This window comes from Agrococcus sp. DT81.2, from assembly GCF_049844935.1.
Lineage (GTDB): Bacteria > Actinomycetota > Actinomycetes > Actinomycetales > Microbacteriaceae > Agrococcus.
Map to the genome: position 1 here is coordinate 1 of NZ_JBNCLZ010000001.1, position 12801 is coordinate 12801.

Genomic DNA, 12801 nt, shown 5'->3' on the forward strand with positions numbered 1-12801 from the left:
GTTGGTGAGGTAATGGCTCACCAAGGCGACGACGGGTAGCCGGCCTGAGAGGGTGACCGGCCACACTGGGACTGAGACACGGCCCAGACTCCTACGGGAGGCAGCAGTGGGGAATATTGCACAATGGGCGCAAGCCTGATGCAGCAACGCCGCGTGAGGGACGAATGCCTTCGGGTTGTAAACCTCTTTTAGCAGGGAAGAAGCGAAAGTGACGGTACCTGCAGAAAAAGCACCGGCTAACTACGTGCCAGCAGCCGCGGTAATACGTAGGGTGCAAGCGTTGTCCGGAATTATTGGGCGTAAAGAGCTCGTAGGCGGTTTGTCACGTCTGCTGTGAAAACCCGAGGCTCAACCTCGGGCTTGCAGTGGGTACGGGCAGACTAGAGTGCGGTAGGGGAGATTGGAATTCCTGGTGTAGCGGTGGAATGCGCAGATATCAGGAGGAACACCGATGGCGAAGGCAGATCTCTGGGCCGTAACTGACGCTGAGGAGCGAAAGCATGGGGAGCAAACAGGCTTAGATACCCTGGTAGTCCATGCCGTAAACGTTGGGAACTAGATGTGGGGACCATTCCACGGTCTCCGTGTCGTAGCTAACGCATTAAGTTCCCCGCCTGGGGAGTACGGCCGCAAGGCTAAAACTCAAAGGAATTGACGGGGGCCCGCACAAGCGGCGGAGCATGCGGATTAATTCGATGCAACGCGAAGAACCTTACCAAGGCTTGACATATACGAGAACGCACTGGAGACAGTGAACTCTTTGGACACTCGTATACAGGTGGTGCATGGTTGTCGTCAGCTCGTGTCGTGAGATGTTGGGTTAAGTCCCGCAACGAGCGCAACCCTCGTCCTATGTTGCCAGCACGTAATGGTGGGAACTCATGGGATACTGCCGGGGTCAACTCGGAGGAAGGTGGGGATGAGGTCAAATCATCATGCCCCTTATGTCTTGGGCTTCACGCATGCTACAATGGCCGGTACAATGGGCTGCGATACCGCAAGGTGGAGCGAATCCCAAAAAGCCGGTCTCAGTTCGGATTGAGGTCTGCAACTCGACCTCATGAAGTCGGAGTCGCTAGTAATCGCAGATCAGCAACGCTGCGGTGAATACGTTCCCGGGCCTTGTACACACCGCCCGTCAAGTCATGAAAGTCGGTAACACCCGAAGCCAGTGGCCTAACCTTTTGGAGGGAGCTGTCGAAGGTGGGATCGGTGATTAGGACTAAGTCGTAACAAGGTAGCCGTACCGGAAGGTGCGGCTGGATCACCTCCTTTCTAAGGAGCATCTCGCCGGCTTGCCGGCGCAGAGCCACTTCGGTCGCACACGTCGACCGGTGGTCAGCTCAAGGGTGGAACATTGACATTGGTGCTCGAGGGATCGAGTCCCGCTCAGTACCGCTGCTTCGGCAGTGAGGAACCGCGTGGCTCGGGGTATCGGGTGCATGCACGCTGTTGGGTCCTGAGGGACCAGACGGCGCCTTTTGGCGTCTTCTCACCTCTGGACCGTATGACCGCAGCTTCGGCTGGGGTTGACGGTACCGACCGTATGTTGAGAACTACACAGTGGACGCGAGCATCTTAGATTCGAGCTTCGGCTCGAGTCAGATGATCTATATAGATCATTGGTCAGCAGCCTTCGGGCTGCCGATTAACCAAAATACTCATGTATGTGGTCAAATTTCTAAGAGCAAACGGTGGATGCCTTGGCATCTGGAGCCGATGAAGGACGTAGTAATCTGCGATAAGCCTCGGGGAGCTGATAAACGAGCTTCGATCCGAGGATCTCCGAATGGGGAAACCCCGCTGGGCGGCGTGCCGACCCAGTGACTCCCGCCTGAATATATAGGGCGGGTAGAGGGAACGTGGGGAAGTGAAACATCTCAGTACCCACAGGAAGAGAAAACAACAGTGATTCCGTAAGTAGTGGCGAGCGAACGCGGAAGAGGCTAAACCGATCATGTGTGATAGCCGGCAGGCGTTGCATGATCGGGGTTGTGGGACATCTCAGCTGCTCTGCCGAGCAGCGAACGTTACAGACCGTGGTAGGCGAAGGACTTGGAAAGGTCCATCGAAGAGGGTGACAATCCCGTAGCCGAAACCATGCGATGGCGTGAGGTTCATCCCAAGTAGCACGGGGCCCGAGAAATCCCGTGTGAATCAGCCAGGACCACCTGGTAAGCCTAAATACTCCCAGATGACCGATAGCGGACAAGTACCGTGAGGGAAAGGTGAAAAGTACCCCGGGAGGGGAGTGAAATAGTACCTGAAACCGTTTGCTTACAAACCGTTGGAGCAGCCCTAGTAGCTGTGACAGCGTGCCTTTTGAAGAATGAGCCTGCGAGTTAGCGATATGTGGCGAGGTTAACCCGTGAGGGGTAGCCGTAGCGAAAGCGAGTCTGAATAGGGCGATTCAGTCGCATGTCCTAGACCCGAAGCGAAGTGATCTATCCATGGCCAGGTTGAAGCGAGGGTAAGACCTCGTGGAGGACCGAACCCACTTAGGTTGAAAACTGAGGGGATGAGCTGTGGATAGGGGTGAAAGGCCAATCAAACTTCGTGATAGCTGGTTCTCTCCGAAATGCATTTAGGTGCAGCGTTGCGTGTTTCTTGCCGGAGGTAGAGCTACTGGATGGCCGATGGGCCCCAAAAGGTTACTGACGTCAGCCAAACTCCGAATGCCGGTAAGTGAGAGCGCAGCAGTGAGACGGTGGGGGATAAGCTTCATCGTCGAGAGGGAAACAACCCAGACCACCGACTAAGGTCCCTAAGCATGTGCTAAGTGGAAAAGGATGTGGAGTTGCTTAGACAACCAGGAGGTTGGCTTAGAAGCAGCCACCCTTGAAAGAGTGCGTAATAGCTCACTGGTCAAGTGATTCTGCGCCGACAATTTAACGGGGCTCAAGCACATCACCGAAGTCGTGGAATTCGTACAACAGCTCGGCAGCCTTTGGGCTGTCCAGGCGTACGGATTGGTAGGAGAGCGTCGTGTGGCGAGTGAAGCGGCGGAGTGATCCAGCCGTGGACGCCACACGAGTGAGAATGCAGGCATGAGTAGCGAAAGACATGTGAGAAACATGTCCTCCGAAAGACCAAGGGTTCCAGGGTCAAGCTAATCTTCCCTGGGTAAGCCGGGACCTAAGGCGAGGCCGACAGGCGTAGTCGATGGACATCAGGTTGATACTCCTGAGCTGGCGAAGAACCGCCCAAGTCAATCCAGTAATGCTAAGAGTCCGAATCCTTGGACCGATCCCTTCGGGGTGACGTCCTTGGGCTAGCACTCGACCCTATGCTGGTGCGGCTAGCGTATTAACAGGTGTGACGCAGGAAGGTAGCAGAACCGGGCCGATGGTTGAGTCCGGGTAAGCCGTAGGGCGTGGGATAGGCAAATCCGTCCCACACATAGCCTGAGAGCTTTGCCGAACCCTTAGAGGGAAGTCTGTGATCCTATGCTGCCTAGAAAAGCATCGACGCGAGGTTCAAGTCACCCGTACCCCAAACCGACTCAGGTGGTCAGGTAGAGAATACCAAGGAGATCGAGAGAATCGTGGTTAAGGAACTCGGCAAAATGCCCCCGTAACTTCGGGAGAAGGGGGGCCTGAGGCGTGACGGCACTAGCTGCCCGAGCGTTTGAAGGCCGCAGAGACCAGTGGGAAGCGACTGTTTACTAAAAACACAGGTCCGTGCTAAGTCGCAAGACGATGTATACGGACTGACGCCTGCCCGGTGCTGGAAGGTTAAGAGGAAGGGTTAGCGCAAGCGAAGCTCAGAATTTAAGCCCCAGTAAACGGCGGTGGTAACTATAACCATCCTAAGGTAGCGAAATTCCTTGTCGGGTAAGTTCCGACCTGCACGAATGGCGTAACGACTTCCCAGCTGTCTCAACCGCGAACTCGGCGAAATTGCACTACGAGTAAAGATGCTCGTTACGCGCAGCAGGACGGAAAGACCCCGTGACCTTTACTACAGCTTGGTATTGGTGTTCGGTGTGGCTTGTGTAGGATAGGTGGGAGACTGTGAAGCTCGGACGCTAGTTCGGGTGGAGTCATTGTTGAAATACCACTCTGGTCACTCTGGATATCTAACTTCGAACCGTAATCCGGTTCAGGGACAGTGCCTGGTGGGTAGTTTAACTGGGGCGGTTGCCTCCCAAAAAGTAACGGAGGCGCCCAAAGGTTCCCTCAACCTGGTTGGCAATCAGGTGTCGAGTGTAAGTGCACAAGGGAGCTTGACTGTGACAGTGACAACTGGAGCAGGGACGAAAGTCGGGACTAGTGATCCGGCAGTGGCTTGTGGAAGCGCTGTCGCTCAACGGATAAAAGGTACCTCGGGGATAACAGGCTGATCTTGCCCAAGAGTCCATATCGACGGCATGGTTTGGCACCTCGATGTCGGCTCGTCGCATCCTGGGGCTGGAGTAGGTCCCAAGGGTTGGGCTGTTCGCCCATTAAAGCGGCACGCGAGCTGGGTTTAGAACGTCGTGAGACAGTTCGGTCCCTATCCGCTGCGCGCGTAGGAAGTTTGAGAGGATCTGACCCTAGTACGAGAGGACCGGGTTGGACGAACCTCTGGTGTGTCAGTTGTTCCGCCAGGAGCACCGCTGATTAGCTACGTTCGGGATGGATAACCGCTGAAAGCATCTAAGCGGGAAGCCGGCCTCAAGATGAGACTTCCATGCCTTCGGGCGAGAGGCTCCCAGCCAGACTACTGGGTTGATAGGCCGGATGTGGAAGTGGGGACTACAGACCCATGAAGCTGACCGGTACTAATAAGCCGATAATTTGATAACACCTACATGAGCTTGCTGCTCGCGTCCACTTTGTGGTTCCCGATAGACGGTCGGGAACTGCAGCCCTCCACGATGAGTGGAGAGCTGTGCAGACTGAAACATCGACAGTGTTTCGGCGGCCATAGCGAGAGGGAAACGCCCGGTCACATTCCGAACCCGGAAGCTAAGGCTCTCAGCGCCGATGGTACTGCAGGGGGGACCCTGTGGGAGAGTAGGACACCGCCGGACTTACCTTGGAAAGGGGCCCCAGATTCATCTGGGGCCCCTTTTTTCATGCCCTCATGCACTGCAGGCTGGCGCTTCGCGCCGACCTGGAGTGGGATGGGGTACATGAGCAACACGACTCTCGCAGCCCGCCCCCTCGACGCAGTGCGGCGCCGCCAGCGCGCGGTGCTCCGACGCGACATCGCGCCGGGTGTCCACCTCCTCCAGCATGCCTCGACGAACGCCTACCTGATCGAGCAGGGCGGCTCCGTGACGCTGGTCGACGCGCTCTTCCCGTCGAGCCATCGGCACCTCGAGCGGGCGCTGACGGCGATCGGGCGGAGTGCCGCGGACGTGCGGGCGCTCGTCCTCACCCACGCGCACTTCGACCACCTCGGCATGGCGGCAGGGCTCCGGGACGCCGGCGTGCCGATCTGGCTGCACCCGGCCGATGCGCCGATCGCGGCGCACCCCTACAGCTACCGCCCCGCGCGCCCGCGGCTGCTCTACCCGCTGCGCTTCCCCGCGGCGGTGCCGATCCTCACGGCGATGGTGAACGTCGGCGCCCTTGCGGTCCAGGGCATCCACGAGCATTCGGCGCTGGTGCACGGCGCGACGCTCGACGTGCCCGGCGCGCCACGGGTGCTGGCGACCCCCGGTCATACCGACGGGCACGTCGCGCTGCACCTGCCCGACCGGGATGCCGTCATCGTGGGCGACGCGCTCGTGACGCTCGATCCGTACACCGCCAAGACCGGACCTCGGGTCGTCGCTGCCGCCGCCACGAACGATCCCGAGCTCGCGCTCGCGTCGCTCTCGGTGCTCGAGGGCACCGGCGCCCGCGCGGTGCTGCCCGGCCACGGCGAGCCGTGGCTCGAGGGGATCGGCAGCGCTGTCGATGCGGCGAGGGCCGCGGGAGTCGACTGACGATGCCGGACGACGTCGACGAGCCGTCTTCCGCACAGCGGCGCGTGCTCGTGCTGGGCGGCACCCGTTGGCTCGGCCGGGCGGTCGCCGCCCGCCATGTCGAGCAGGGAGCCGAGGTGGTGTGCCTCGCCCGCGGCGCCGGAGGCGTCGTGGCGGCCGGCGCGCACCTCGTGGTCGGCGACCGGGACCGCGGCGGTGCCTACGACGCGCTCGAGGGGGACTGGGACGAGGTCGTCGACGTCACGTGGATGCCTCGGCACGCGTCGAGCGCGCTGGACGAGCTCGCCGACCGGGCATCGCACTGGACGTTCGTCTCGTCAGTCTCGGCCCAGCGGACCGAGGGCGCGCCGATCGGGGCCGATGAGGACGACGAGCTCGTGCCGGAGGACGCGGCGGGCGAGGAGTACGGCGGCGCGAAGGCCTGGATCGAGCGCGAGGCGCGAGAGCGGCTCGGGGAGCGGCTCGCGATCGTGCGTCCCGGGCTCATCGGTGGACCGGGCGACGAGAGCGACCGCTTCGGCTACTGGGTCGGCAGGCTCGCGCTCGCGGGCGAGGGCCCCGTGCTCGTGCCGGCGCGCGACCAGCCGACGCAGGTGATCGACGTGCGGGACCTCACCGCGTTCCTGGTCGATCAGGCGCCGGCACGCGCCGACGTCGTGAACGCCGTCGGCGCCGAGCTCACGCTGCACGCGCTCATCGCCATCGCCCGGCAGCTGACCGGCCACACCGGCGAGCTGATCCTCGCGAGCGACGCCGAGCTCGAGGCGGTCGGCGTCGGCCACTGGTCGGGCCCTCGCGCCCTCCCGCTCACGCTGCCGGCCGCGCTCGCGTCGCACGCGCAGCGCTCCTCCGCCCGCTACCGAGCGGCCGGCGGCCAGCATCGGCCGCTGCGCGAGACGCTCGAGGCGGCCCTCGCCGACGAGCGCGCCCGCGGGCTCGACAGGAGCAGCGCGTCGAGGCTCTCGCGCGCCGACGAGCTCGCGGCCATCGATTCGCTAGCCTCGAGGGCATGACCGACCACGACAGCGCACGCTCGACGGAGGGACTCGTCGACGAGCTCGACCTGCTCGAGCAGCAGCCCCTCGAGGAGCGCGCCGACCAGCTCGCGCGCATCCACGACCGGCTGCAGGCGGAGCTCGGGGCGGTGCGTGGCTGACCCTGCCGACGTCGTCCGGCTCGACCAGGCGCTCGTCGAGCGCGGCCTCGCGCGCAGCCGGACCCAGGCGCAGCAGCGCATCGCGGAGGGGCTCGTCACGGTCGGCGGACGGACCGTGCTCAAGGCGAGCCTGAAGGTGGCGCCCGACGCGGAGCTCGCGGTCTCGGGCGGCGACGCGTGGGTCTCGCGGGCAGCGCACAAGCTGCTCGCGGCGCTCGACGCGTTCGGCGTCGACGCGGAGGGCCGCCGAGCGCTCGACGCGGGCGCCTCCACCGGCGGCTTCACGCAGGTGCTGCTCGCGCGCGGCGCCGCGCACGTGACCGCGCTCGACGTCGGTCACGACCAGTTCCAGCTCGACCCGGCGGCGCATCCCATCACCCTCATCGAGGGCACGAACGTCCGCGACCTCGCGCCCGGCTCGATCCAGCCGCCACCCACCATCATCACCGCCGACCTGTCGTTCATCTCGCTGGGTCTCGCGATCCTGCCGCTGCGCGGGGTCGCCGCTCCCGACGCCGACTGGATCGTGCTCATCAAGCCGCAGTTCGAGGTGGGCAGGACCGGCGTGCGGGAGGGGATCGTCACCGATCCCGGCCTCCGCGCGCAGGCGATCGAGCAGGTGCTGTGGTCGGCGTGGGATGCGGGCCTCGGCACCGCCGGCCTCATTGGCAGCCCCATCGTCGGCGCGCGCGGCAACCTGGAGTACCTCGCGCACCTCACGGCGACCGGCGGCAGGAATCCGACAGAATGGCTGGACGTGTCCGCACGACTGGCGAGGGAGGCCCGGTGAGCGACCGAAGGTTCCTGCTCGCGTTCCACCCCGGGCGCGAGGAGGCGGTCGACACGGCCGCCTCGATCGCCGCGCGCCTGCTGGCCGCGGGCGTGATCCCGGTCGTGCTCGCCGAGGACCGCGGGGTGCTGCTGGAGGGCCGCCACGGGCTCGACGAGGTCGAGCCGCTCTCGCCGGACGACCAGCACGAGGTCGAGCTCATCATGACCCTCGGCGGCGACGGCACGATCCTGCGCGCAGCGGAGCTCCAGCGCGAGATCGGCGCCCCGCTGCTCGGCATCAACCTCGGCCACGTCGGCTTCCTCGCGGAGGCCGAGGTCGCCGAGACCGCCGAGGTCGTGGAGCGGGCGCTGCTGCGCGACTACGAGGTCGAGCAGCGGCTGACGCTGTGCGTGCGCGTGTTCGAGCGCGGCGAGCTCGTGCACGAGACGTGGGCGATCAACGAGGCAGCGATCGAGAAGGTCGGTGCGGGGCGCATGATCTCGACGCTGCTCGAGATCGACCGCCGACCCATCTCGTCGTTCGGCACGGACGCCGTGATCCTCGCGACGCCGACCGGCTCGACCGCCTACTCGTTCTCGGCAGGCGGCCCGATCGTGTGGCCGACGGCCGAGGTGCTCCTGCTCGTACCGCTCGGCGCCCACGCCCTGTTCACCCGGCCGCTCGTGGTCGCCCCGACCTCGACGCTCGCGGTGACGATCGCGGACGACTCGACGAGCACCGCGATGCTGTGGTGCGACTCCCGCCGCTCCTTCCCGCTCACGCAGGGGGCGCGCATCGAGGCGACCCGCGACGAGCGCCCGCTGCGCTTCGCGCGGCTGTCGCGCGCGCCGTTCGCCGATCGGCTGGTCGCGAAGTTCCACCTGCCCGTCGAGGGCTTCCGGCGGCCACGACCGTGACGCGCCTGGACGAGCTGACGATCCGCTCGCTGGGCGTGATCGACGAGGCGCGCGTGCCGGTGGGCGCGGGCTTCACCGCCATCACCGGCGAGACGGGCGCGGGCAAGACGATGCTCGTGCAGGCGCTCGCGCTGCTGCGCGGCGAGCGCGCCGACGCGGGCGTCATCCGGGCGGGCGAGGAGCGCGCGGCGGTGCAGGGCGTGTGGATCCTCGACGACCCGGACGCGGTGGCCCTCGTCGAGGACGCGGGCGGCAGCGTCGACGACGGCGAGCTCATCCTCGGCCGCGCCCTCACGCGAACGGCGGACGGCGCCGGGCGCTCGCGCGCGCAGGCCGGTGGCGCCGCCGTGCCCGCCGGCCTGCTGCGCGAGCTCGCCGACCGGCTCGTCGCGGTGCACGGCCAGGCCGACCAGCAGCGGCTGCGCTCCGCCGAGGCGCAGGCGGATGCGCTCGACCGCGCTGCGGGGGAGCCGCTGCGCGCGCTGCTGGCGGAGTACCGCGCGGAGCACGCGGCCTGGACCGACGCGCGCGACGCGGCTGCCCGCATCCGCGCGCAGCATGACGCTCGGGCTGCGGAGGCCGACGCGATCCGCGCGGAGCTCGAGGACCTCGAGGCCGTCGACCCGCAGCCGGGCGAGCAGGACGCGCTCGCCGCGCTCGCGCACCGGCTCGAGCACGCCGAGGGGCTGCGGCTGCAGCTCGCGGAGGCGCACGCCGCGCTCTCGAGCGACGAGGACGCCCCCGACGCGGTGACGCTCGCCGGGCACGCCCGCCGGCTGGTCGAGCGCGCGGCCGGCGACGACGAGTCGCTCGCGGATGCGCTCGACCTGCTCGTGCAGGCGGATGCGCTGCTGCAGGAGGCGTCGTCGTCGATCGTGCGCGCCCTCGACGACCTCGAGCGGCCCGAGCGCAGCCTCGACGAGGTGCAGGAGCGGCGCGCCGCGCTCACCGCGCTCGAGCGCAGGCTCGGCCGTTCGCTCGACGAGGCGCTCGAGGCGGCACCCGCCGCGGCGCTCCGGCTCGTCGAGCTCGAGGGTGACGACGCCGAGCTGGCACGACTCGATGCCGAGGAGTCGCGGCACCTCGAGGCCGCGACCGCGGTCGCCGACCGGCTGAGCGCGCTGCGCCGCGACGCTGCCCGACGCCTCGAGGAGGCGGTCGGCGCGGAGCTGCGCGCGCTCGCGATGCCCGACGCGAGGCTCGTGGTCGAGGTCGACCCGGCGGCGGAGCTCGGCCAGAACGGTCGCGACCGCGTCACGATGCTGCTCGCACCGCATCCCGGCGCCGACCCGCGACCGGTGCAGAAGGGCGCGTCCGGCGGTGAGCTCAGCCGCATCATGCTGGCGATCGAGGTCGCGCTCGCCGACGAGAGCGTGCCCACGATGGTCTTCGACGAGGTCGACGCCGGCGTCGGCGGTGCGGCCGCGATCGAGATCGGCAGGCGGCTCGCGAAGCTCGCCGAGCACTGCCAGGTCATCGTCGTCACGCACCTCGCGCAGGTCGCGGCGTTCGCCGAGAGTCACGTGCGGGTCGTGAAGGGCACCGACGGCCGCATCACCGCATCGCAGGTCGCGCGCGTCGACGGCGACGAGCGGCTCGCCGAGCTCGCCCGCATGCTCTCGGGCACCGCATCCGACACCGCGCTGGCGCACGCCCGCGAGTTGCTGGTCGGCGCGCGAGTCGTGGGATAGGCTCGAAGCCCGTGAACCAAAGTGCAAACGGGACCGCCGCCGGATCCAAGGTGACCAAGCAGATCTTCGTCACGGGCGGTGTCGTCTCGTCGCTCGGCAAGGGGCTCACCGCCGCGTCGCTCGGCAACCTGCTGACTGCTCGCGGGCTGCACGTCGTGATGCAGAAGCTCGACCCGTACTTGAACGTCGACCCGGGCACGATGAACCCGTTCCAGCACGGTGAGGTCTTCGTCACCGACGACGGCGCCGAGACGGACCTCGACATCGGCCACTACGAGCGGTTCCTCGACGTCAACCTCTCGCAGGCCGCCAACGTCACCACGGGCCAGATCTACTCGCGCGTCATCGAGCGCGAGCGCCGCGGCGAGTACCTCGGCGACACCGTGCAGGTCATCCCGCACATCTCCGACGAGATCAAGCGCCGCATGCGGCTGCAGTCGGAGGGCGACCCGCAGCCCGATGTCATCATCACCGAGATCGGCGGCACGGTCGGCGACATCGAGTCGCAGCCGTTCATCGAGTCGGCGCGCCAGATCCGCCACGAGCTCGGCCGCGCGAACGTGTTCTTCGTGCACGTCTCGCTCGTGCCGTTCCTCGGCGCCTCCGGTGAGCAGAAGACGAAGCCGACCCAGCACTCCGTCGCGACGCTGCGCTCGATCGGCATCCAGCCCGACGCGCTCGTGCTGCGCAGCGACCGGCCCGTCTCGGACTCCAACCGCAAGAAGATCGCGCTGATGTGCGACGTCGAGGAGGAGGCGGTCGTGAACGCGATCGACAAGCCCTCGATCTACGACATCCCGACCATGCTCACCGAGCAGGGGCTCGACACGTACATCATCCAGCAGCTCGGGCTCACGGCGGGCGACGTCGACTGGTCGCGCTGGCAGCCCGTGCTCGACGGCGTGCACCACCCCAAGCACGAGGTGACGGTCGGGCTGGTCGGCAAGTACATCGACCTGCCGGATGCGTACCTGTCGGTGACGGAGGCGGTCAAGGCAGGCGGCTTCGCGAACCAGACGAAGGTCAACATCCGCTGGATCCGCTCCGACGACTGCGAGACGCCCGAGGGCGCGGCCGCGCAGCTCGGCGAGCTCGACGGCATCATCATCCCCGGCGGCTTCGGCATCCGCGGGATCGAGGGCAAGCTCGGCGCGCTCAAGTTCACGCGCGAGAACGAGATCCCCACGCTCGGCATCTGCCTGGGCCTGCAGTGCATGGTGATCGAGGCGGCCCGCAACCTCGCCGGCATCGAGGGCGCCTCGTCGACCGAGTTCGACGAGGCGACGCCCGCGCCCGTGATCGCCACGATGGCCGAGCAGAAGCAGCACATCCACGGCGGCGACCTCGGCGGCACGATGCGGCTGGGCCTCTACGAGGCGAAGCTCGCGGAGGGCTCGCTCGCTGCACGGCTGTACGGCGCCGACGTCTCGCACGAGCGCCACCGCCACCGCTACGAGGTGAACAACGCCTACCGCGACGAGATCAGCGCCGCCGGCCTCGCGTTCAGCGGCCTCTCGCCCGACGACACGCTCGTCGAGTACGTCGAGCTGCCCGACCACCCGTTCTACATCGCGACGCAGGCGCACCCCGAGCTGCGCAGCCGGCCGAACCGGGCGCACCCGCTCTTCCGCGGCCTGGTCGCGGCCTCGCTCGAGCGCCAGCGCGCGTCGAAGCTGTTCGACGAGACCGACGACGCCGACGTGGCAGAGGCGATCGCCTGATGCTCGCCGACGCGCTCGGCTCGCAGCCCGTGCTCGCCCGCGAGCGGCTGTTCGCCGGGCGCGTGTGGGACGTCGAGGCCCACGAGTTCGAGCTCGGCGGCACGCGCATCCGTCGAGAGGTGCTCGTGCACCCCGGGGCCGTGGCTGTCGCGGCGATGAACGCGCGCGACGAGCTCATGCTCGTGCACCAGTACCGGCACCCCGCGGGCGGCACCCTGTGGGAGCTCCCGGCCGGGCTGCTCGACGTCGACGGCGAGGACCCGCTCGCGGCGGCGCAGCGCGAGCTCGCCGAGGAGACCGACCTCGCCGCCGACTCGTGGCAGACCCTCATCGACGTCTCGACGAGCGGCGGCGGCTCGACCGAGATCATCCGCGTCTACCTCGCGACCGACGTGCGGGAGCTGCCCGACGCGTTCGACCGCTTCCACGAGGAGGCGGAGATGGAGACCCGCTGGGTGCCGCTCGACGAGATCGTCGACGCCGCGCTCGGTCTGCGGCTGCACAACGCCACCCTGCTGTCGGCGGTGCTCGCGATCGCCGCGATGCGCGCCCGCGGCGACGCGCCCGGCCTCGCCGCGCACCCCGTCGACGTGCCGTTCGACTGGCACGTCGCACACCGCCAGTGAC

General features: G+C 66.6%; 8 protein-coding genes and 3 rRNA genes. All 11 read left to right on the forward strand.

The genetic code is table 11. From position 1 onward, the window contains the following. A 16S ribosomal RNA gene (locus ACLQ21_RS00005) occupies window positions 1-1275 on the forward strand; the annotation flags it as partial. Window positions 1276-1671: 396 nt separating this feature from the next. After that, window positions 1672-4786, forward strand: a 23S ribosomal RNA gene (locus ACLQ21_RS00010). A gap of 111 nt (window positions 4787-4897) precedes the next feature. After that, a 5S ribosomal RNA gene (rrf, locus tag ACLQ21_RS00015) occupies window positions 4898-5014 on the forward strand. A gap of 102 nt (window positions 5015-5116) precedes the next feature. After that, window positions 5117-5917 (forward strand): MBL fold metallo-hydrolase, encoded by an 801-nt coding sequence (locus ACLQ21_RS00020; RefSeq protein WP_425660204.1) that lies wholly within the window; start codon window positions 5117-5119, stop codon window positions 5915-5917. Window positions 5918-5919: 2 nt separating this feature from the next. Then, a complete protein-coding gene (locus ACLQ21_RS00025) occupies window positions 5920-6930 on the forward strand; it encodes an NAD-dependent epimerase/dehydratase family protein (protein ID WP_425660206.1) in 1011 nt (336 codons plus the stop codon). Next, window positions 6927-7073, forward strand: coding sequence for a hypothetical protein (locus ACLQ21_RS00030; protein WP_425660208.1), 147 nt, complete (start codon window positions 6927-6929; stop codon window positions 7071-7073). Before ACLQ21_RS00025 ends, ACLQ21_RS00030 begins: the two co-directional genes overlap by 4 nt. Further along, window positions 7066-7863: a TlyA family RNA methyltransferase gene (locus ACLQ21_RS00035; RefSeq protein ID WP_425660210.1), complete on the forward strand. Its 798-nt coding sequence runs from the start codon at window positions 7066-7068 to the stop codon at window positions 7861-7863. Before ACLQ21_RS00030 ends, ACLQ21_RS00035 begins: the two co-directional genes overlap by 8 nt. Then, on the forward strand, window positions 7860-8762 hold the full coding sequence (locus ACLQ21_RS00040) for an NAD kinase (RefSeq protein ID WP_425660212.1): 903 nt from the start codon (window positions 7860-7862) through the stop codon (window positions 8760-8762). Before ACLQ21_RS00035 ends, ACLQ21_RS00040 begins: the two co-directional genes overlap by 4 nt. After that, window positions 8759-10453 carry a DNA repair protein RecN gene (gene recN, locus ACLQ21_RS00045; RefSeq protein ID WP_425660213.1) on the forward strand — a complete coding sequence of 565 codons (1695 nt, stop codon included), beginning with the start codon at window positions 8759-8761 and terminating at the stop codon, window positions 10451-10453. Before ACLQ21_RS00040 ends, recN begins: the two co-directional genes overlap by 4 nt. Before the next feature lie 50 nt (window positions 10454-10503). Further along, window positions 10504-12174 carry a CTP synthase gene (locus tag ACLQ21_RS00050; protein WP_425660215.1) on the forward strand — a complete coding sequence of 557 codons (1671 nt, stop codon included), beginning with the start codon at window positions 10504-10506 and terminating at the stop codon, window positions 12172-12174. Then, complete coding sequence (locus ACLQ21_RS00055) at window positions 12174-12800, forward strand: NUDIX domain-containing protein (RefSeq protein WP_425660217.1); 627 nt, start codon at window positions 12174-12176, stop codon at window positions 12798-12800. Before ACLQ21_RS00050 ends, ACLQ21_RS00055 begins: the two co-directional genes overlap by 1 nt. Window position 12801: the final 1 nt, after the last annotated feature.

What these genes read in the sequence shown, in the direction of transcription:
- ACLQ21_RS00020 (WP_425660204.1), top strand. Translation starts at nt 5,117, where the DNA reads ATGAGCAACACGACTCTCGCAGCCCGCCCCCTCGACGCAGTGCGGCGC.
- ACLQ21_RS00025 (WP_425660206.1), top strand. Translation starts at nt 5,920, where the DNA reads ATGCCGGACGACGTCGACGAGCCGTCTTCCGCACAGCGGCGCGTGCTC.
- ACLQ21_RS00030 (WP_425660208.1), top strand. Translation starts at nt 6,927, where the DNA reads ATGACCGACCACGACAGCGCACGCTCGACGGAGGGACTCGTCGACGAG.
- ACLQ21_RS00055 (WP_425660217.1), top strand. Translation starts at nt 12,174, where the DNA reads ATGCTCGCCGACGCGCTCGGCTCGCAGCCCGTGCTCGCCCGCGAGCGG.